Here is a 21,967-nt window from a genome sequence, read left to right on the forward strand (position 1 = left end):
TCTCAAGATCAATACATAATATATCGTTTATGTCGGCACTTATAATCACTAGTCCTCCCCCTGCCTTATTCAAAATATATTGGAAGAGCTTTATGGAATAGGCACAGACGCTAACAATATAGCTTTTCCAGAACCTAAATGGCAAGAAAAGGTTCCACAAATACGGTTAGAAAGTGTTAAAGAAGAGCCAAATGACACATTTTTGTCACAAACTGGCCATTTTACCCCTTTAAGAGTTAAACCTTTTAAATCAGAAAAACCGATAATACTAAACAAACATCCCTTAGGCAAATCATACGAACAAGGTTTTGACAAAACCGGCCAACCTTCTTCCAAACCGCTTGTCAACAACACTGAAATACCCCTTTCAGCCATCATCAACGCTTGCGTCATATGAGAAAGGCTATGATCACTTCGCTCCCCTCCCAAAGCACCGCACAAAATAAGCTTTTTAGCGCCATTTTGCAACGCTCTTTCACATGCCAGAGCACTATCTGTCATATCTTTATCAGAGGGAAAAACTTCACGCGGAACATGACTATATTGACGTATTAAGTTCTCATCTGATGAATCAAAGTCCCCTAACCACAACTCAGGCGTCACATTAAGCGCTGCCGCATGACGCATACCACCATCAGCAGCAATTACCCGACTGTTTTGAATTTGATTAAGCAAACGATCAGTGATATGAACATCCCCATTTAATAATATCGTAAATGTTGTCATGCCATACTTTGCCTTTCACAAAATTTTCTTTACAGTGCATCTTTTTATAAGTGAGAGTCATTTTTTATAAACAAAAAGCGTGATATAGCCAAACGAATCCTTATCCCTAATGCCTTTCTTAAAGAAACATACGATATAAAGATACAAATGCAATTTGCCAAATTACTCCGCAGAAATAATGTGCACCATGGTCCAACGCACCCCATTTTTCACCGCAATTTTCTTTTTCGCTCTTGCCTGTATAAAGCAACTTTCATAAGTTTAACGTTTCTCCTTTCAGCTTGTCATACACCCTTTTCTCAAAATGATAGGTTTTCTTCCACTTCTTCTAAAACGATCAAACGTACCAACAACCACAATATCTATGTCACATTAAGCGCTCTGCAACACCCACGTATTTTGCAAATGTATGGTGGCGCTTATCATGATGCAAAACTTGAACACCTTTTAGCAAAGATTGTCCGTAAACTGGCAGTTGCATCACATAGTTCTCATCAAAGCTATTCTGTAACAATTTTAAACTCAGAAACTATCAACGCTTTTGCGCTCCCCAACGGCTCGATCTACATCACTCGTGGTATGCTGGCATTAGCCAATGATTCTTCAGAAGTTGCAGCCATTTTAGCCCATGAGATAGCACATATCAGAGCCAATCATGGCATTTTACGCCTGCAAAAAGAAGCCCAATTAAAGATGACAAATCACATGTCTTCACGTCTTCTTTCTTCTATTGGCAAAAAACTTCATAACCCTATGCAAAACAAGCAACAACTCGCGCAATTTTCCCGCAATCAAGAGCTGGAAGCTGATTCCATTGCGCTCGAAATGCTCCAACAATCAGGATATGATCCTTTTGCTTCACCACGCTTTCTTCAAACAATGGAAGCCTATAGTGCTTTTCGTAATATCTCTGGCTCCCAAAATGCCTCTCTAGATTTTCTAGCCTCTCACCAAACTACCCCTCAACGCATTCGGCTTGCGATAAAAAAAGCGGGTAAAATCAGTAAAGGGAATAGTAAAATATCTGATCACGATTCTTTTCTCAAAAGCATTGATGGCATAATTTTTGGAGGAGGCTTTTATACAGGTTTTGTACGAGGCAACCAATTTATTCACCCACAATTGCGCATAGCTTTTTCTGTTCCAAACAATTTTACAATAGAACATTCAGCACATACTGTTTGGGCCAGTGGACCAGATAAAATTGCGATTCGTTTTGACGCTATTCCACATCCTGCTGAAATATCTGCGAGTGATTATTTGAAAAGTGGCTGGATTATCGGTCTAGACCAATCATCTATCCGCCCCATCACAATTCAAGGGCTCCCCAATCAAGAATTTATGCGTCAAGAATCCCAAAGCCAAAATTTACTTGGAGCAAGGGCCCATGCTACCAATGATCAATGGCAATTTGATGTGGTTGTCATTCCATTCAACAACCACATCTTTCGTTTTTTGACGGCCGCTCCACATAATTCTCGAAATTTTGCAGAGGTTGCCCAAAAAACGCTACAAAGCTTTCATTCTCTTTCATCTTCACAGTTAAAAAAATTGCAGCCCTTAAAAATCCGTGTTGTCCGTGTTAAACAAGGAGAAACCGTTGCAAATCTTGCAGATAAAATGCAATACACACCATATAAAGAAAAACTCTTTCGCATCCTCAACGCCCTCTCACCAACGCAAACTTTACCGGCAGGTACAAAAGTGAAAATTATTACAGAATAAGCCTTTCTTCTCATCTGTTACAGTTTTGATTCTTTTCTGTCTGTATCACGCCCTCCCCCTTAAAGCATATTCGAAAATAAAGAGGAACACTTTAAAATCCAACTTCATCATACCTTTATAGGTCTCCGTTCGATATATATTTCCTCCAACTAACAGCCCCCTATCTTCCTCTGTAGTAGCGCTCCCAAGGAGGCATATTTCTAAACAAATCCGGACATCCCCTAAAACTGACTTTATCATATTCTCATATGCCCCCACTTAATATATTCTCTTTCCCCCCCAAAAAGCCTTTCACTGCTTATATATCGTAAGCATCTTCTGAATGAATCGTAAGGAGAGCAGAACGCAATTTTTGCAAAGCCCTAGCTTCAATTTGACGCACGCGCTCTTTCGAGATTCCTAACTTTTCACCCAAAACTTCGAGAGTCGCACCCTCTTCATTTAAGCGACGAAAGCGAATAATTTCCAACTCCCGTTCGTTGAGAATTTGCAACGCATCGTAAAGCCATTGTGTACGCCGTTGACCATCAATGACTTGCTCAATTAAAGCATCAGGAAGAGGACTATCATCCACCAAAACATCCATCTTAGCAATGGGATTATCACTGTTCTCAGAAACAGAAACACTCAAGGAATTATCAGAACTGGAAAAACGAAAATCCATCGTTTCAACATCGCGCACGGAAACACCGAGTTTTTCAGCGATTGTGCGAAAAATATCCTGTTTTGACAAAGCACTATCATCTTGTATCAGTTTTGCACGCAAACGCCGAAGATTAAAGAAAAGTGCTTTTTGCGAAGAACTCGTTCCCCCTCGAACGATTGACCAATTTCGCAAAATATAATCTTGAATAGAAGCGCGTATCCACCACGTTGCATATGTTGAAAAACGCACTTCCCGATCAGGTTCAAAACGTGCAGCTGCTTCCAATAGTCCCACATACCCTTCTTGTACCAAATCCCCCAATGGCATTTTGAAACGTTTAAAGCGATTAGCAATAGCAATCACTAAACGCATATGAGCCGCTGCAATTTGATGCATGGCGTCATCATCACGTTTGTCTTTCCACCGCAGAGCCAAATCATGCTCTTTTTGTCGTTCAAGATAAGGTGCTTGCATAGCAGAACGCATCATATTACGTCCTAAGCTTTTGTCTGCATCGCTATAATTTTTGCTGCTTTTATAAACAGCATTTGAAAGATTACCCATAATAACCCCTTGCGATTAAAATTATCAAAATTGATTTGGCAACGACATCATTGTTCTTCGCTTAAAAAGAACGCAAAAGTTGTTAACTTCTGTGGCCACTACTTTAACGTGTAATTTTATAATCGCAATTGTTTTTTTTACTGTCATGGTAAAACTTCTTGTCATAAGACACAATTTCACCTGCAAAATGCCTTTACAATATGCCTTTTAGCCTATGAAATATTTGAAAAAACTTTCTCTTCACTTTTCATGACAAAACAGCAAAAAAATTAAAGTGATCATGCAAAAGAAATGCCGTTTTTTGATAATCGGTTCCGTTTCCTTTTAAATCGAAGAATTTATTTATGCTTTTAGCTTTACAATACAACTAATAAGTGTAATTTGCAAATATAAAGCATCCAAACTGAATGAAAACTGAATGAAAAAAGAATCATTCAAGTTTTAAAGGCGCAAAGAAACAGCAAAAAATGACAAGAGTGATTGAAGCAAACACAACAAACGTGTTAAAGAAAGAGCACCATTATGAAATTGTCGCAAAAAGCTTTTGACCAGTGTCACACTGAGAAAGAAAATGATCATGGATAGCAAGATTGTTCAACAGAATGAGATTCTTCAAGATGATATTCTCATTGAAAAACACGGAAGGGGTAAATTTGAAGGTTTTCGTTTTTATGCCAACAAAAACAGTACCGATCAAATAGCTGAGAAGCAAATTTCAACAGAGAATGAGAATTTGATTCTTGCTTTTTCCAAACGCGCGACACGTTTTTGTGCTTGTGCAAATGGAGATTTTACCCTCAGTTCTGATGGAATTGTGCGCTGGATTGGTCAACCCGTAGGACAACTTGTAGCAACAGAAGATTTTTTCAAACCAAAACTGATTGTTTTAGCAGATGAACAACTCACGGAAGAATCCCGCAATAACGTTGTGAAACGATTAGAACGCTTTGTCACCTTTCATTTTGAAACGACTTTAAAACCCCTGTTTGATTTGCGCAATGCTGATAATTTAACAGATTCAACAAACAGTCTTGCTTTACAACTTTTTAACTCTTTAGGGATTTTACCACGCCGCGAAGTCTTAGACATTGTCAAAAACCTTGCGCAAGAATCACGTGCCGTTCTTCGGCGTCTAGGCGTGCGTTTTGGCGCTTTTCATATCTATGTTGCCGGAATGCTTAAACCTGCTCCGGTTCAAGCCATTACTCTCCTGTGGAATCTTCAAAATGCGGGACAAGATCAAACTGGTTTGGGTGAAATTTTTTCAGCATTATCTGCTGGTCGAACCTCTTTGATGGTTGACTCTACCTATAACCGCCAATTTTATCAATTAGCCGGCTACCGAATCTTAGGACAACGTGCTGTACGGATTGATATTTTAGAACGTCTTGCCAATCTCATCCGTCCCGCACTTCATTGGAAACAAGGAAGTGATCCCAAACCAGATGGCGCCTATGATGGAAAAAGTTTTTTTGTTACACCAGCCATGATGTCCATTCTTGGGGCCAATGGAAATGATATGGAAGAAATCCTCAAAGGACTTGGTTATCAATCGTACAGCATAAGCAATACTGTTTTTGAACAAAATCTCCTTGCACACCAAGCCTCTTCCCCTGTCAATGAGACAATGCAAGATGTTCCCGCAGCAGAATGCGTTGGAAGTCAATGGCAAACAATAAGCGATTTAGAAACAACACGAGAAGAAAAAAATATCTCATACCCAAACATTTCATCCTCTGGTATTGAAAAACATCTCCATAAAACCAATCGTTTACCAGAAGCTGAACCTATTGGGAATTTTGCCAAATCCCCTCGCTCTACAGAAGAAGATAAAGTTATTTTATTATGGCATTATAAGCATCAATTTCCCCACCATGCACAAAAAAAACGTGATAAATTAGGAAATAAATGGCAAAATAAATCGAAGAACGCTGTAAAAAAAGCGGAATACAAAAATGAAAATTCCCCTCAAAAAGCACCATCACAAGCAAAACGCTCTCATAAGTTCCACAAATCCCAAGGAAAACATGCAAATCATAAGCCCTTTCAAAAAGAAAAGCGCCTTAATCCTGATTCACCTTTTGCGAAACTAGCTGTACTACGCGATCAACTCACCAATCATAAAAACACGCACACACTTTCCTCTAAAGAGAATTAAAGTAACAAATGGAGTTCGATCTTGACCCACGTAGTAACCGACAACTGCATTCACTGCAAATATACGGATTGCGTTGAAGTCTGCCCAGTTGATTGTTTTTATGAAGGGGAAAATATGCTTGTTATTCACCCCGATGAATGCATCGATTGTGGTGTTTGCGTGCCAGAATGCCCAGCAGAAGCGATTTTACCTGATACAGAACCAGGGTTAGAAAAGTGGTTAGAACTCAATCTTCATTATGCAAACAAATGGCCTAATCTAACCACCCGAAAAGATCCTCTTCCTCAAGCAAAAGAAATGGATGGCGTTCCAAATAAATTAGAAAAGTATTTTTCAGAAAATCCAGGAAGTGGCGAAGAGTAATGATAAAGTGTACACTCTCCTCCTTCAACGATTGAAAGACTTCTCTTGTAAAAATAAAAAATCCTTAAGCGAAATGATTGATTCTTTTAAATTTTGATGTTAATGTTATTTTAACATGATCATCTTTCTAAGTATTTTTCTTTGCTTGTTATAGTAAAGCGGTGTATTTTTTTTTGATTTAAAAGTACTCGGCTTTTATGCTCACTTAATTGGTACAATATACTTGGTTAAAGAAAACTCAACCCTCAGGTTTATAACCTGTTTTCCGATACATTTGTTGATCATAAGGGAGTAAACTAAAATATGGCATCCCAACATGGAACGTCTTCCAAGACCAAAGAATTTGCAACCTCTGAATATATCGTCTACCCTACGCATGGAGTAGGACAAATTATAGCGATTGAAGATCAAGAAGTTGCAGGACATAAATTAAAACTTTTTGTCATTCATTTCGCGAAAGATAAGATGGATGTCAAAGTCCCCATTGCAAAAGCCCTTTCCGTTGGAATGCGTAAATTATCTGCTAGTGATTCTGTCGAACGTGCCTTAAAAGTTTTACGCGGAAAAGCACGCGTTAAACGGACCATGTGGTCACGTCGTGCACAAGAATATGATGCTAAAATCAACTCAGGAGATCTTATTTGTATCGCCGAAGTAGTCCGTGATCTTTTCCGCTCTAATCTACAGCCTGAACAATCTTACTCTGAGCGCCAACTTTATACAGCTGCTCTTGAAAGAATGGCCCGCGAAATTGCGGTTATTAATAGTCTTTCTGAAACAGAAGCTATCAATCTCATAGAGATGCATCTCTCCAACAAGCCGGAACGCGAGTTTAAAACTGAGAGAGAAGAAACAGATGAAAACAGTAAAGCTGTCTACGCTGCATAATACACTCTTTCATCATAATGATGATATTTCGATAAAACCAGCGAAAAGCTGGTTTTATTTTTTAACATCCTCTCTACCCTTAAGGACAAAGTTTCTTAACCAGCGCCAATCTATAAACAATCTAACTTTTCGACAAATTCCTCCTCCTTATTTTCTTTCTTCATAGATAACAAACTGATTAATCATCATAATCTAGCATTATTCATATTAAATTAGAATCTTGAATATGGTAAGATTTCTCATTTCAAATTTCTCTCATGTTGAATTAATCAAATCACTTGCTTGTCAATCACAAGCGGAGCTGATCTGTGGGTAAAAACTGTACAAAAAGAGCGAGACACTGTCTCAAGCACCAAAGGATATACCAACATTGGAATCTGGCAAGATGTGTAAGGGCGGGGCTTGCTTTTTTATTTAAGCGTAAAGATCATAGTGCCGTTTATACACTACACCGAAACTTTACCATTTATTCCCTTCTACAAAACCATTGTAACATTCAAAAACACCGTCATAAAATGGATGCCACAAATATTGAAAAATATTGCTTAAAAAAAATGCGTGACGGTACAACATAAGATATTTTGTCTTGGGCGCTCTATTTTGCATGAGAAGCATTCCCCATTAAAGAACGCGATAAAAAAAGCATGAACTAAAACCATCATCTCCATTCTGTAAAAGGCATTCCAAATACTTTTGAAAGCTGTAAAACTAACTTAAAAAATCACAATAAAAATGAACGTTGGCATTGCCCTTCCAATTTCATATTTTTCCCAAATGAGGTTTCTTATTTCAGAGGAGATATACGCAATATTCTTACTCCAATCGAACACAAAAAATCTAGAATGATTCATAGAACTCTTAAAAGTCTTAATCTCTGTTTCAAACAGACTGCTAAAGATTGGATATTCTCAGCAGGAATTGTCCAGTTATCATCTTCAATCTGATCTTCACGAATATGACGCAAAGGATTAGTACGAACGCCTATCAGGACAAGCAAACGCAAAGCCAGTTATGTTATGTTTTACAGAGTAACTGATAAAAGGCAAAAACATCTCTCCAATCCATTGCTGGTCTATGAGTGGTTTTATGACGTTGTTTGCCTAAGAGCGCGCGTACTTTTGCACTGCTTGTAAATCAACATCCACACCCAATGCAACCGCATGTTTAAGACAAAGATTAAGACGCTTCAGTGCTGTCTGAGCTGTTCCAGCTTTTGCATGCCAAATAGAGGCAAGGGTATTGCGTATCTCTGTTTGCGTAATCTCTGAAACAGGCAGACAGCCTAATTTGGGGAGAATATAAAGGTGTAAGGGTGAAAACCAATCACAAGCCTCACCATCATTTTTTAATTCAGCTTTACGGCTTTCAAAAGCATCCAACACGATATCTTTTAAATAATGGAGATTGCGCATTGCCTCACGCTTTTGTTTCTCACGTTCTTTAATGGGATCACGCCCCTCACGTAAAACAGCCCACCACCCAGTTGCCAATTCACGGGCTTGTTTAAAAAAAACATCTCGCAAGGCACCCAAGCCCATTTCACGGCGCCGACCATGAATGGTATAACGATAAAGCCATTGAGCACCACCATCTTTACGTTTGTGAAGAAGCAAGCCGGCACCATCATTATATTTGCTAGCCCCCAATGTTGTGACAACCCTTGGCTCTTAAGACTCTTCATAAGAACCATTTTTAGTTCTTTCTTATACAAATTTTATCCACACACTCATCCCACTTGTGACGTGCAAACGAGTGGTTTGGATTGATTCTAGATAGAGAGATTTGAAATGAGTGAATCTTACGTTATTCGGGGTTCTAATTCAATATGAAAAACAATGAATTATATATATAAATCAATATGTTGTCTAGTGATGAACAGATAACAAAAAAAATCATAAACTTAGGTAAGCAACACTATAAAATCATTCATAAACCAGCTATGAACTGGAGAATCGTACCGGCTTTGATAAAATACTTTGCTCACCCCCACACATAACATATCTGGTTTTAAGTTTACTTATTTTTACAAGCTGTTCGCAACAAATCCCTTATATTCACAAAAATAAGAAAAATATATAGACAATTCTTAGTTCAAAAACATGAAAATACAGCGTGATATTCATAGAAAAGTCTCATGCACTTTTATCATAAAAAGTACTAAAGATTATTGAATGTGTACACCTTCTGTCTTGTAACGGTTTTCTCTTTTCTGCTCATAAGAAAGCGCGCTGGCATCAGCATACACTTAACCCCAATGTTACAACAATTCTTACATTTGAAAATATTCATTATAAACATTTTTCCTTTTTTATAGAGTTTTCACCCACATGCCAGCCCCACTTGTGACCGAAAAGCAAGTGATTATCATTGATTCAACATAGGGAAAAATTTGAAATGAGAAAATCCTACGATAGACCTTCCATTCAAGGCGCAAAACAACAAATGATCTTTATAAATCAATGTGATGTCGATCTCTATTTTTTTTTAAGGAGAATCACATGTCACAATATAAGCCTATAGACAAACCATTGCCTTAAATATTCTCATAAAAAACACCGGAAAACACCGATATGCTTAAATCCTTACATAGATCAACCGCCTTAAACGATGATATTTTACGGTCTAATAGGATTCTCTCTATAGTCAATAAAGATTAAGTGCGATACAAAATGATTCTATTACTGAGCTAACTTATATCAATACCCAAGCTCTTAACGAAGTCATCATAAAAGACACTGATACAAGTAGCCCTTTATAGCCTCTCAAGAAAACAAGAAAATCATCTCCCACAATAGAATCATTTCTCTACAGCACAACTTTATCCCACACATGTTCTCAAGAAAAAGTGAAAAACGCATCTTACCCAATGCATTCATTAATGAAACAAAAGAAGTTCACCACTAGAAAAGAAAGAAAACGCTAAAGTTTTAACCACTAAAACAGAACGTCCACGATACATTCCCTGTTCCACATCGATAGAAGACGATGCAAGAGAACCTCAACATTCATCTTAAAGCGAAAATGCACGCCCCAAGCGTGCATTGATCGATGCAATAAAAGAAGTTCACCACTGGAAAAGAAAGAAAACGCTCAGTCTTTAACCACTAAAACGGAACGCCCACGATACATTCCCGTTTTCAAATCAATGTGATGAGGACGACGTAATTCACCAGAATTTTTATCTTCGATATAAGTCGGCGCCTTCAGAGCATCAGCCGAACGGCGCATGCCCCTCTTCGCTGGAGAGGTTTTTCGTTTAGGTACAGCCATAAAAAGACACTCCAAATCCATTAAAACAGAAAAAGCAATGTCAAAAATGACAATGCTTCATTTAAAACACCATAAAATTTGAGGATATTATACACTGATAAAAAAGAAGAGGCAATGTCAAAATGATCCTCCTCTTACCAAAAATGACCTTCCTGTTATCAAAAATGGTGTCACAATAATCAAATGAATATCAAAAACACTGCAAAATTTAAGAATTTTATACACCAATGAAAGCTTTTTTATAAGCCCTTCATTCAATTTTTATTTGGTTTAAAAAGGGATTTGCGCATACAGTAGAGATACGGATAAAAAGAGAAGTTGATTTTTAATAAAAAACGACGCCAATTTATGAAAACAAGAAAAAGCGACAACCTTTCTCTTTAAACTTCATAATTTCATTTTTGTAAAAACAAAGGAAGCAAGAATGCACGAATTTACCACCCTTCTTGCAAAACATAGAGACACCGTTGAAAAACGGCTTGATACCCTGTTAAGTGATCAAATCCAAAATGGTGAAATTTCACGCCCTAAAAACTTAATCAAAGCCATGCGCTATGGTGTGCTGAACGGTGGAAAACGCTTGCGTCCTTTTCTTGTAATTCAAAGTGCTGCACTTTTTGACGTCCCTGTAGAACATTCTCTTGATGTTGCATGTGCCTTAGAATGTATCCATTGTTATTCGCTCATTCATGATGATCTTCCCGCTATGGATAACGATATACTCCGGCGTGGAAAACCCACTGTCCATGTAGCATTTGATGAAGCAACAGCAATTCTAGCAGGCAATGCCCTCTTAACATTTGCCTTTGAAATCATTGCCGATAAAGCTAGTAATCTATCTACAGATATTAGAATCAAGCTGATCACGTCTCTTGCACAATCGGCAGGACTTGGCGGTATGTTAGGTGGACAAATGCTGGACCTTGAAGCTGAAAAAAGACCGCAAGAAAGTACTGACATCATCACTCTACAACACATGAAAACAGCAGCCCTGATAAGCTTTGCTTGCCAAGCAGGTGCCATCATTGGCAATGCATCTAAAGAATTAACCGAAAAGCTTACTGATTTTGGTACCTATCTTGGTTTAGCCTTTCAATTAACCGATGACCTTCTTGATGTCACCGCCAACACGCAAACCCTAGGAAAAACGGCTAGGAAAGATGAAACGGCACAAAAAGCCACTTTTGTTCATCTTTACGGCATTAAAGAAACCCAAAAAAAGCGAGATATACTCATCAGTAAAGCAGAAGCATTCTTACATCCTTTTGGCGCTAAAGCACTCCCCCTCCAACAAGCAGCACACTTTAGTGCAATACGCCAAAATTAAACTTCATCCACCCTATTGTACATAGTGTACACCGTCATATTTATTGAATGCATAATAGACTTTTCCAAGAAAAGTTACTATTAATCTCCATTATAGTCCTTATCATGAAATGGGTACGACAAATCTTGAGAGGAATTTCATTAAAACAAGCCGCGTGAATTTATAACACAAATGCATTCTGGGTATCCTATTTTGCATGAAAAATGCCTTCCATTAAAGACTAAAAGAAACAAAATGTGAAAATGCGTAATCACCATGTTTTAAAAGATATTACAGTGGATGCTTTAAAGCCGAATAAAAAACAACCGGAAAGAGGAAAACTCGTTTTCTCCTTTATGTCTTTAATCTTCTAACGATAAGGCAAAAATAAACAGAATAAGTATACAACAAGGCATTTTATAAACCCGCAAAAAACAATAAAAATGCCGATTGGCTTTGTAGCCTTATCAAAGTCATCTGTTGTTTATTGCCAACCCTAGGAGTACACTGCCCTCAGTAAAGAGTCGTAATTTTTATGCCTTTCCACGCTATCTTGTTGTAAAAGATCAAATATGGTTACATTCTGTAAATTCAGTCGTGTATTGCTTGCTCTCTAAAAACACTTTTACAAAAATGCTCGTTGTTTAGTTTAAGCATTATTTTTTTGAAGCTCGTATTTAAAATATCAGAAAAAAATGAACATAATGGCTATTTTGATTTTTATGCCACCCTCAAAGAACAAAGTCTTTTAATACAATCTGCTCTGTAAACAGTCTAGTATCCTACCGAGTAGGTTTCTCTCGCTTTCCACACATGCGATTCACTTAAACTAAAGACGCGATAAGCAAGACTTAAGAATATTCACCATGTACTTCTTAAAATACTTAATGTATCAAACAGGATACCTTCACCACCCCTCAAATGACAGTATATTATAGCATAACAGGATAAATAAAACCACTAATTTCAATAGAACGAAAGACCAAAGCAGTATTATTACCGATCTCTCTTCTCTTAAACTGGAAAGATATAACACATTGATTTATAATGATAATTTGCGGTTGTTCAACTTGAATAAGAACCCTGAATACCGTAAGATTCTCTCATTTCAAATCTGTGTATATTGAATCAATCAAAATCACTTGCTTGCACCTCAAAAACAGAGAGAGCCGCGTAGGGCAAAACATCAAAGAAAAGACTAAAAAAATGCCTCTTATGAACCGTCTTAAAAGCCAAGGGCTGTCGCAACATTAGGGGCTAGCAAAGTGAATGATTATGTCGGCATGCTCCTTCAAAAGCAGAAACATTTTTATTTACAAAAGTGTGTAATAACTTCAATTTAATAATAATCATGATCACTGTACAACTTTAATTCATCACGCTCTTTATCTCGTTTATTCAATTCATCACACAAAAAGAGAATTGATAAGATTAAACAGAGAATGATCTTTGCAACAGAAAGATAAAAAAGTCCTTATTATTATATATAATAGCGCAATCTAATTTGTGATAAGTCGTTTTTTCAATCCAAGTGCAAATTTCCTCCTTTAAGTGCAATTTTCTTATTAAGATGAAAAGCATCATTGTAAGTGAACCTATGCCTGTTGCCAACGCTGGAAAATATGGCCACCTTTTGAAGCCATAATAAAAAAACAAGCAACATGGCCAAGAAAATGCCGCAATTATCAAGAGTATTATAGCCATTTAATACCCTTCGAGAGAATTTTTCTCATTACCCATTCAATATCATTTGTAAATTCCTCTTGGTTTCATCATATCATATATCGTGTGGAGTTCTCTGCAAAAACGCGCTATTTGTTTAGTATTGTCATCATGACCAGCTCTCATACTAAACACAAGGTCAATAATTTGTGTTGTTGGGCTAATACCATTTCCACTTGAAGAATTAAGAAATTTTTTCGCATAATCAATCATGGGGTCGGTAGAATTCATAGACATATTATAAGCCCAGATAAAATCGCTTTCTCTCCAATTATAGTCATAACGCAAACTGCTTATGACATTGGGTAGCATTGCCCATGACATCTCCTCATTATAATCACTGCGTAATAAATTAACAAAGCGTCCACATAAAACAATAAGTATGTGTCGATGCCATATAATATCAAATTTGGGCGCTATGTTTTGATAACCACGGCTATAGACGAAATTTCTTGCTTGTTCCTGCTTTTGAAAATGTTCAAAAGCCTCGTATTTTTCACTTATATATTCTTCGTAAAGTTTATTGTACTGCTCTAAACTATCTACACGCGTACATCCCAACAATACCAATACAGAAAAAAGAGTTATAAATGTTACAACAAACGTTATGGATAACGATTTCATCGCTTTACCTTTATAATAACCATAATTTGTACGGCTTAACAGATTCCTATCAAATATATCAATATGTGCTGGTTTCTTGTGGCTTATTTGTAGCAAATTGTACTCAACAATATTTCTGTACTTGGTTTTATTCCCTCTCAAAGAGGGGGGATGTCATTCAAAGTTTCCATAGATAAGTTTATTATCTGGATCAGAAATTTTCTAACATCAGAAAATACAGAGCTAACGCCACAATCAAAGAGAAAATACTCAAAAATGAGAATGTACAACGTAAAAAATTATCTCAACAAGATAATTGATATTTTAAAGAAAACAGCAATAAAACGCGTTAAATATATCAACAATAAAATCAGTCATGAGGAAAGCCTATTTGAACAGGCTATAAATTGTCCGACTGCTTAAATTAGCTCTAATGAGATAAAGTGTTACCAGTAAGGAACCAATGAAAATGAGAAAACTGCTCCATCACCATTCCTTAATAAGTATATAATCCGGCACAATCATGTTCTTTATCAGCGTCCAATCTTGTCAGCAACCCTTTGTGTAATATTCATGAGCAGCATTTTTATTTCTTTTGTAATGATTGTTATGCCATTTTAATGATTATTATGCCAAGCCCACTTATAACGTACAAGCAGATGACTTTGATTGCTTCAACATACATAGATTTTAAATAAGAATAACTGACACTATTCAGCTTTCTCATTCAACATGCAAAAACAACGATGCGCCTTAATAAATCAAAGCTTTGCCCCACTATGAAACCCTATAAAACACGTATCGTAATAAGTTAATATTTTCACTGAACTTTTTTGAGAGTTCCTTCTAAAAAAAGTACTGCCAACAAGTAAATCAATAAATAAATAGCAAAAATATAAACGAGTGAGAAAAAGCCAAATATATTGACCATATACGCACTCATGTAAAAAAATACCAATAAGCTAAATCTCCCAACGGTTGACAAGAAAGATTCATATGTAGCCCTGAAATGATCACTAATACTATCATGCAAAACAACTTCTACACGAAGATATGTATACTTAATGAGATAAAAAATCATACAAACTAAAATGACAGCCATTTCTTTTCTTGGTTCAAAGAAAGCAACGGTAAAAATCAGTGAAGCCGAAAGAAACAGTAGTAAAATAAAATTCACTCTTTCACTTAGTTTTGTAAAGAGAAAACTAGCCAAGAGCTGAGAGAACAATATCAGTGAAAATGTCACACCAAGATCAAAATAAGTGACATTAATATCATAATCTTTAAATATCCACTGCCAATACTGCGAGAATATATTGAAAAAGATCAATGAAAAATAAAAGCATAAAGAGATATAAGGAACTTTAATAAAAATAGACAATATCTCCTTAGCTTCACAAATGAGAGAATTCGCTTTATTTGGTTTTTTCTCCCCCTTCAAGTCATCAAGAAAAAACAAACCAAATAGTGTCGTCATAAACATTAAAAACGCCGCGATATACCATATATATTGGCTAGAATAATCAGCAAAATATGCGCCGATTAAACTGAATATAAACATGCCGATATAATTATATTGAGAGCTGGAACCAAGCACTTTTTTAGTAGATGTCAATTTTGCTTTTGCATATTGAACAAGTAAAGCATTATAGGCTCCAGCAATTAATGTCAGCGATAAGGCATTAAAAGTTTCTGCCAAAAGAAAACCATAAAAGCTTGTAGAAAATCCCATGAGAAAGAGCCATGTGGCAGCAAAAGCCGCTGCCAAAACGATCGATATTTTATAACTTTTTCGATCAGCAAAATATCCCAGAGGAATATCGGTAACCATCATAATAAAAGCCTGAAACGACTTAATGACACCTATATCAATAAGCGTTAAACCTTTTTCAAGCATATAAAAGACAATAAAGGCGCCGGTTAAAATCCTTATACCGTTAAATAAAAAGCCAAACGCTAATATACTTGTCATGCACTCCCCCAATAACGCCAAAAAAGGCACCCGTATACATCATTTTATATCAATATAAAAGCTTACATTTTACGACAAATAGGACTATAATCGCTATAAGGATTTCCAATCCTATCAATTTGATACCCCAAAAAATGCTGGGAAAATGCCTGAAAAATCAATAAACAATGTTCTTTCTATAATTTGATATTTGAAGAATCCGTTAAATATTTTACTGTCTCAAGAGCAGCCAAAAAACCAACAACAACATTTACGGATCTATTAAAGTATTCATATCGTTTTGCTTAATAGTCTTAACACACTCAAACTCATTAATATCTTTCATAAGCTTCTGATTCTAAAACAGGCATATCATCTGGTTTTACCTAAAATAATAAGCAACCAACAACAGTATTGACCATAGCTAAAGCAGCAGCATACAACAGCGCCATCTTCACATTGAAGACAGCTTGTTAAAAAAAACGACACACCATTTTTACTTCAACCTTATGCGATTTTTACCTCAACCTTGCCCAAAGCGTGTATGAATATAATCACTCAAAAGTGCTTCAAATTCTTCAGCAATGTGATCACCCCGCAAAGTTTTTACCTTTTGTCCCTCAATAAAAACAGGTGCCGCAGGACTTTCCCCCACTCCAGGCAAAGATATTCCAATATCCGCATGCTTTGATTCCCCCGGTCCATTGACGATACATCCCATCACAGCAACCTTCAAACTTTCAACGCCAGGGTATTTTTTACGCCAAACAGGCATATTTTTGTATAAATCTGCTTCAATTTTTTGCGCCAATTGTTGAAAGACCGTTGAGGTTGTGCGCCCACAACCAGGACAAGCCGCAACAACAGGCAAAAATTGCCGAAAACCCATCACTTGCAAAAGTTCTTGCCCCACCTTTACTTCTCGTGTCCGATCACCACCAGGTTTTGGTGTTAAGGAAATTCGTATCGTATCGCCAATCCCTTGCTGTAATAAAATACCCAAAGCCACCGAAGAAGCAACAATGCCCTTTGTTCCCATCCCAGCTTCCGTTAACCCCAAATGAAGAGCATAATCACAACGCGCCGCCAAGGTGGTATAAACAGCAATAAGATCTTGGACATCACTCACTTTAGCAGAAAGAATAATTTTATCACGCCCCAACCCTAACTCTTCTGCTAAAGTAGCCGAAAGCAAAGCCGACTGCACAACAGTTTCCCGCATCACTTCAGCAACCGATAAAGGATTTTCTTGCTGTGCATTTTCATTCATAAGCCGTGTTAACAACGCATTATCAAGAGAGCCCCAATTCACGCCAATGCGAATAGGTTTATGATACCGACAAGCAATCTCAATAATTTCTGCAAATTGACGATCTTTTTTTGCGCCAAAACCAACATTTCCAGGATTGATGCGATATTTTGCAAGCGCTTCAGCACACGCAGGATGCTCAGATAAAAGCTTATGACCAATATAATGAAAATCCCCAACCAATGGTACAAAAAATCCTAACCTCTCCAATCGCTCCCGTATTTTTGGTACAGCCGCCGCCGCTTCATCGCGATCAACAGTAATTCGAACCAATTGTGAGCCAGCTTGCCAAAGAGCAGCTACTTGAGAAACAGTTGCATCAACATCAGCGGTATCTGTATTGGTCATCGACTGTACAACTATCGGGCTCTGCCCCCCAATGATCACATCACCAACAGCAACACCAACAGATCGACGACGCTCAAGTGGTTTAGATAAAAAATAGGTCGTACTCATCAAGTCCTCAAATTTTTAAAACCTGCGCTATCAATCATTATTTACATTGATTTCCTCCGCGCTTCAAAGGACGAAAATTACACCGCCCACCAATCTTAACAGATTGCTCTCAAAAGGTTCGACCTACTAACACTGATGCAATACAACTCATAGGTGTATTCATTCTATAGACGTACCGGATAAGTTCTACTACTTCTGTTCAAGTTTATACTTCTACACTTGGTTGCTTCAAAAAGAAACTGAAACAAAACAGAGACAATACTGTATTTTTAAGTTGCATGCCGATACCTGACATCAATGTCATCACAAAACAGTGTTTTACAACACAACAAATAACACCCATCAAAGCGCCATTTTTAAAAATGCATGAAAGACATCGCCAAATTAATCCAATATATTGATTTATAATAATCTATTTTTTACAAATTTGAATGGAAAACCCAAATATCATAAGATTTCCTCATTTTAAATCTTCTTAATTGAATCAATCAATACCACTCCCTACAGCCACAAGAGAATAGGTAGATAAAAACTCCTTATAAACTATTTCAAGTGCCAAAAGCTATCCCAACACTTTAAACAAACAAAAAAATGAAGACATCGCCCACCATTTTTATGAATGAATCTTACACCATTTTGTAAAAATTTTTACCTTACATCCTTAACAAACACCATCACGAAATGAACTCGAGTACATTAAGAAATGCCTCATTAAACCCAAACTCTTAACTCTCATCTCACCCACGCACGGCATTATCAATGCAACCTTTCAATTTTCAAGCCGTTATAGCAAAACCCCAAACACAATTCCAACTGTCACACAACAATTTAACACATGAAGGAGTCAATAAATGTGTCTATTTTCACCCCATAGAAAAAATGCTAAAATTAAAAAACGTATAGCACAATTAAAAAGAGAGCTGGTCCCCGTAAATCATTGGAGTTTTCAAAATGATAGCTTTGAAAACATTTCTGAGCTGTTTAATACATGGAAACAAAAAGGCCGTCACGCACTTTATCACCTCAACGAACATGCTACAGAATTAAAGAAAAAAGCGAAAGAAAATCCTAAAAAAACCCTCGCATTAGCAGCAGGAGCCGTTTTAGTAAGCTTCTTGCTGATCCGTAAAAATTAATAACACAACCAATAACCTTCCCTTTTAATGCCCGACTCAAAGCGGGCATTTTTTATGGTTTACAAAATATAAACTTTACATCTTCCTCCTAACTTTATGCCCTCTCCCAACAGGATAAGTTTCTCACCCATCCGAGCAGTCTATAATCCAGTTTTTTATCTGGCATCCCCCTACCCCCATCTTCCAAACATGCGATGATACCACACCTCAAAGGACAGTGTTGTGCAAAACCACAGGCAAAGCTTCCAATACTCCATCCCCCTACTGAGTTAGTTCAAAAGAAATGGAAGTGAGTAAAGATGCATGCGCTTTAATATTCTAAGGAACATTATTTTACATCATGACATAAAAGTATAAGAAGCCTAAGAGCTTTAAAACATGTAGTATAGCAAACCAAACGAAATCTTCCAACGTAAACAACCACTTGCTATAAGTAAATGACGCAAAAATTAAACTGAAAAAACCCAAAATTTCATCCTCCAGAATCGACTCGCTGCGAAGTATCTACATAGGTAACCACGGACATGCCAGGAATGAGTTTTTCAATCCCTTCCTGCCCAGGATCTAAAGCAATCCGTACTGAAATACGTTGCGCAATTTTGATAAAATTACCAATTGTCGTATCCGTTTTTAACAATGAAAATTCTGAGCCTGTAGCAGGTGCAAAACGAACCACACGCCCTGTTAACTTTTTGTTGTTCAATGCATCAACAGAAAAAACAACCGGTTGTCCCACACGCATCTGAGAAAGTTGCGTTTCCTTATAATTAGCAATAATCCAAATATCATCAGAAATAACAGAGACCAATTGTGTCCCCGGCATAACATATTGCCCTACCCTAGCGCCAACCAATCCAACATAGCCTGTTCTAGGAGATAAAATCTTTGTATGATCGAGATTAAGTTTTGCCAACTCAACACTCACCTTCGCTCCCGAAACTTCTGACTGTAAACTTTGCCGTTCAAGATTTAATTGTTTTTGCAATTGTCGTTTTGTTTCTAGGGCTGCCAAGAGTTGTGAAAGAGGGCGAGAAACAGAAACTGCCGCATCACCAAAGCCTAACTTTTTACTATCAGAAACAACATTAGAGAATGCTCGTGAACGCGCTAATTCCGCTTCTGCAGCATTAACTTCTCCCTGTAAAATCTGAGCTTGCAATTCAATACTTGCCAGTTTTGCATTTTTTGAATCGAGAACAGCCTGTGCCCGTGCAAACTGCTGACGAAAAAGAGAATCATCAAGCTCAAAGAGCAGCATTCCTTTTTCAACACGTTGATAATCTTGCACATAAATCCGTGCAATCACCCCAGAGATCTGTGAACTCACCAGAGTAACATTACCCTTAATGGAAGCATTATCCGTTATTTGAATGTTATTTACAAAAGGAGGAAGTCTCCAAGCCCACAAAATTAGCAAAACACCCGTAATGCCCGATAGGAATGCAACAATCGTAGCTTTTGACCGTAATGCTTTTATCATTTTTTGCACCCCTCTTCTATAACATCACTCTACTTTTCTAACGCACGCAAAGAGCATGACTTAACAACCATTGTAACAAGAAAAACAACGAATACAGCCATTGAAATATAAAAATAAAGCCGAAAAACGTCATCATAAGCAAAAATATTTGCTGTTAACTTAAATTTCTCTATCAACAGAGAAGTCGCCTGCTCACTTCCAAAGCCATGGGGAACAGAAGCACCATAAGAAGGCGAAAATAAAGTATTTATCTCACCAGAAATAAGCGGATCCGTCACAACAATATTTTGTGTTAAAGACTCAAAGTTCTTATGAGCAAAATAAAACTGTAGAGTGCCAAAAAAAGCCGATCCCATCAATCCCCCTGTCACTTGCGTTAGCAAAAAAACAGCAATAAAACTCAAAACATAACGCGGCCCTCGCTCACCAGCAATCACAAACCCTTTGAAAAGAGCAGGAGGCAAAAAAAGTGCATAACTAAAACTCACCAATCCTTGGCTCAACATCATATCTTGCGGACGCGTTAAATGATTGACACGACTATCTAAATAAGCGCCAAGTGCCAAACAACCCAAAGATAACAAATAAAAATAATCTTCACGCCCCGCCCGTAAAAAAAAGACACAAACAGCCCCCCCTAACAGAATCCCTAATGTCACCGCAAGATACATGGGCGCCATTTCACGATTGAGCAAACCAAAAAGATTAAAAAAACCGACGGGCAAATTGGATCGCTCCAACAAAAAAACATGAAAAATCAATAAAATAAAAACAGATTGTATCATTTCTTTACTGAAAATCCAACGGAGATCAATCAACGGTTTTTCTCTATTAAGCTCAATAATAATAGCAACAGCCAAAGAGAAAATAGCAAGTGCGAGCCCCCAACCAATCCATGGCGCTTCATACCACCAATACAATATACCAACAGACATGATCACAGCATTTAATCCAAGACCAAGAGCAATCAAACCATAGCTTATCCAATCTAATTTTTGAATAACCTTACTACGCACAACAGGAGTAAGAGGTAAAGTATAGATACAGACCAAGCTGATAAGAACCAACCCCATTTCCAGAGCGGAAAGGCTGGAAAAACCACCATTTTCCAGCAAATCAGGAGAAATCAAACGTGATAAAGGTGCTGCTAAAGCTGCATTCATATAATTCAAACTCAGAGCAACAGTAAACTTCTTTGCTGGAGCAAAAGCCTCCATCATATAAAGCAGCGCAAGCGAAGCCAAAGGCGCAGCAGCAATCCCAGCAAAAAAGCGAATAATTAGCGCAGAACGCAAATCCGTAACAAAGAGCTGCAACACACAAACCAAAACAAAGCCAAGGATTGACAGTTCAGCAAAAGCGCGCAGCCCAAATTGATAGCGGATTTTGATCAACATAATCGCTACACTCACATTTGGCGCCATATAAGCCGCTACCAGCCATGTCGTCTCGGCCAAAGTTGCATGAAAATCACCCGTAAGATGGACAATGTTAGACTGAACAATATTAGCCCCTAAACCATAAGCCCATTGCAAAATAAGAGAAGCAAAAATATAAACAAAGCACTTTGGCAAAGGTCCCGCAAAGACACGACCAGGATGAGGAAAAGGTTTTGCACTCCTTTTAGCAGACACAACCGTACTCTTTTTTCCGCTCATGTCATC

General features: G+C 37.4%; 14 protein-coding genes and 1 pseudogene. 6 read left to right on the forward strand and 9 right to left on the reverse strand.

Features of this window, described 5'->3' with window-relative positions; all coding sequences use genetic code 11:
- Nucleotides 1–90: 90 nt before the first annotated feature.
- Nucleotides 91–726, reverse strand: a complete 636-nt coding sequence (locus ACFIL7_RS00995; RefSeq protein ID WP_375617849.1) for a thiamine diphosphokinase — start codon at nt 724–726, stop codon at nt 91–93.
- A gap of 147 nt (nt 727–873) precedes the next feature.
- On the opposite strand from ACFIL7_RS00995, the gene ACFIL7_RS01000 reads away from it, so the two are divergent.
- Entirely contained in the window at nt 874–2,451 is a 1,578-nt protein-coding gene (locus ACFIL7_RS01000; protein ID WP_375683247.1) for a M48 family metalloprotease, read from the forward strand.
- Nucleotides 2,452–2,749: 298 nt separating this feature from the next.
- Here the strand turns inward: ACFIL7_RS01000 and ACFIL7_RS01005 are convergent, their stop codons facing one another.
- Nucleotides 2,750–3,661, reverse strand: a complete 912-nt coding sequence (locus ACFIL7_RS01005) for an RNA polymerase factor sigma-32 (protein ID WP_375613183.1) — start codon at nt 3,659–3,661, stop codon at nt 2,750–2,752.
- A 577-nt stretch (nt 3,662–4,238) separates the two neighbouring features.
- On the opposite strand from ACFIL7_RS01005, the gene ACFIL7_RS01010 reads away from it, so the two are divergent.
- From ACFIL7_RS01010 to ACFIL7_RS01020, 3 genes are all read left to right on the forward strand, one after another.
- Nucleotides 4,239–5,819: a hypothetical protein gene (locus tag ACFIL7_RS01010; protein ID WP_375633450.1), complete on the forward strand. Its 1,581-nt coding sequence runs from the start codon at nt 4,239–4,241 to the stop codon at nt 5,817–5,819.
- Between the two features lie 21 nt (nt 5,820–5,840).
- Nucleotides 5,841–6,182, forward strand: coding sequence for a ferredoxin FdxA (gene fdxA, locus ACFIL7_RS01015; RefSeq protein WP_375617846.1), 342 nt, complete (start codon nt 5,841–5,843; stop codon nt 6,180–6,182).
- A gap of 303 nt (nt 6,183–6,485) precedes the next feature.
- A complete protein-coding gene (locus tag ACFIL7_RS01020; RefSeq protein WP_273790499.1) occupies nt 6,486–7,070 on the forward strand; it encodes a CarD family transcriptional regulator in 585 nt (194 codons plus the stop codon).
- An 898-nt stretch (nt 7,071–7,968) separates the two neighbouring features.
- On the opposite strand, the pseudogene ACFIL7_RS01025 reads toward ACFIL7_RS01020, so the two are convergent.
- Nucleotides 7,969–8,716 (reverse strand): annotated as a pseudogene (locus ACFIL7_RS01025) (tyrosine-type recombinase/integrase); the annotation flags it as partial.
- Between the two features lie 1,444 nt (nt 8,717–10,160).
- Nucleotides 10,161–10,340, reverse strand: a complete 180-nt coding sequence (gene rpmF, locus ACFIL7_RS01030) for a 50S ribosomal protein L32 (protein WP_005774555.1) — start codon at nt 10,338–10,340, stop codon at nt 10,161–10,163.
- A gap of 424 nt (nt 10,341–10,764) precedes the next feature.
- Between rpmF and ACFIL7_RS01035 the strand changes: the two genes are divergently transcribed.
- Entirely contained in the window at nt 10,765–11,667 is a 903-nt protein-coding gene (locus ACFIL7_RS01035; protein WP_375634407.1) for a polyprenyl synthetase family protein, read from the forward strand.
- A 1,725-nt stretch (nt 11,668–13,392) separates the two neighbouring features.
- On the opposite strand, the gene ACFIL7_RS01040 is transcribed toward ACFIL7_RS01035, so the two are convergent.
- From ACFIL7_RS01040 to ispG, 3 genes are all read right to left on the reverse strand, one after another.
- Nucleotides 13,393–13,992, reverse strand: coding sequence for a hypothetical protein (locus ACFIL7_RS01040; RefSeq protein WP_375683248.1), 600 nt, complete (start codon nt 13,990–13,992; stop codon nt 13,393–13,395).
- Nucleotides 13,993–14,791: 799 nt separating this feature from the next.
- Nucleotides 14,792–15,943 (reverse strand): MFS transporter, encoded by a 1,152-nt coding sequence (locus tag ACFIL7_RS01045; protein WP_375676702.1) that lies wholly within the window; start codon nt 15,941–15,943, stop codon nt 14,792–14,794.
- Nucleotides 15,944–16,445: 502 nt separating this feature from the next.
- Nucleotides 16,446–17,687: a flavodoxin-dependent (E)-4-hydroxy-3-methylbut-2-enyl-diphosphate synthase gene (gene ispG / locus ACFIL7_RS01050; RefSeq protein WP_375633454.1), complete on the reverse strand. Its 1,242-nt coding sequence runs from the start codon at nt 17,685–17,687 to the stop codon at nt 16,446–16,448.
- 851 nt (nt 17,688–18,538) lie between these two features.
- On the opposite strand from ispG, the gene ACFIL7_RS01055 reads away from it, so the two are divergent.
- A complete protein-coding gene (locus tag ACFIL7_RS01055; RefSeq protein WP_375636504.1) occupies nt 18,539–18,823 on the forward strand; it encodes a hypothetical protein in 285 nt (94 codons plus the stop codon).
- 472 nt (nt 18,824–19,295) lie between these two features.
- Here ACFIL7_RS01055 and ACFIL7_RS01060 read toward each other — a convergent pair whose 3' ends face one another.
- A complete protein-coding gene (locus tag ACFIL7_RS01060; protein WP_375636506.1) occupies nt 19,296–20,303 on the reverse strand; it encodes an HlyD family secretion protein in 1,008 nt (335 codons plus the stop codon).
- A 29-nt stretch (nt 20,304–20,332) separates the two neighbouring features.
- Entirely contained in the window at nt 20,333–21,961 is a 1,629-nt protein-coding gene (locus ACFIL7_RS01065) for an MFS transporter (RefSeq protein ID WP_375636507.1), read from the reverse strand.
- Nucleotides 21,962–21,967: the final 6 nt, after the last annotated feature.

Source organism: Bartonella sp. AP3QHHD (genome assembly GCF_042195765.1).
GTDB lineage: Bacteria > Pseudomonadota > Alphaproteobacteria > Rhizobiales > Rhizobiaceae > Bartonella.

Excerpts from the sequence above, each read along its gene's own strand:
- ACFIL7_RS00995 (WP_375617849.1), bottom strand. The coding sequence starts at position 726 with ATGACAACATTTACGATATTATTAAATGGGGATGTTCATATCACTGAT.
- ACFIL7_RS01000 (WP_375683247.1), top strand. The coding sequence starts at position 874 with ATGCAATTTGCCAAATTACTCCGCAGAAATAATGTGCACCATGGTCCA.
- ACFIL7_RS01005 (WP_375613183.1), bottom strand. The coding sequence starts at position 3,661 with ATGGGTAATCTTTCAAATGCTGTTTATAAAAGCAGCAAAAATTATAGC.
- ACFIL7_RS01010 (WP_375633450.1), top strand. The coding sequence starts at position 4,239 with ATGGATAGCAAGATTGTTCAACAGAATGAGATTCTTCAAGATGATATT.
- ACFIL7_RS01020 (WP_273790499.1), top strand. The coding sequence starts at position 6,486 with ATGGCATCCCAACATGGAACGTCTTCCAAGACCAAAGAATTTGCAACC.
- rpmF (WP_005774555.1), bottom strand. The coding sequence starts at position 10,340 with ATGGCTGTACCTAAACGAAAAACCTCTCCAGCGAAGAGGGGCATGCGC.
- ACFIL7_RS01035 (WP_375634407.1), top strand. The coding sequence starts at position 10,765 with ATGCACGAATTTACCACCCTTCTTGCAAAACATAGAGACACCGTTGAA.
- ACFIL7_RS01040 (WP_375683248.1), bottom strand. The coding sequence starts at position 13,992 with ATGAAATCGTTATCCATAACGTTTGTTGTAACATTTATAACTCTTTTT.
- ACFIL7_RS01045 (WP_375676702.1), bottom strand. The coding sequence starts at position 15,943 with ATGACAAGTATATTAGCGTTTGGCTTTTTATTTAACGGTATAAGGATT.
- ispG (WP_375633454.1), bottom strand. The coding sequence starts at position 17,687 with ATGAGTACGACCTATTTTTTATCTAAACCACTTGAGCGTCGTCGATCT.
- ACFIL7_RS01055 (WP_375636504.1), top strand. The coding sequence starts at position 18,539 with ATGTGTCTATTTTCACCCCATAGAAAAAATGCTAAAATTAAAAAACGT.
- ACFIL7_RS01060 (WP_375636506.1), bottom strand. The coding sequence starts at position 20,303 with ATGATAAAAGCATTACGGTCAAAAGCTACGATTGTTGCATTCCTATCG.
- ACFIL7_RS01065 (WP_375636507.1), bottom strand. The coding sequence starts at position 21,961 with ATGAGCGGAAAAAAGAGTACGGTTGTGTCTGCTAAAAGGAGTGCAAAA.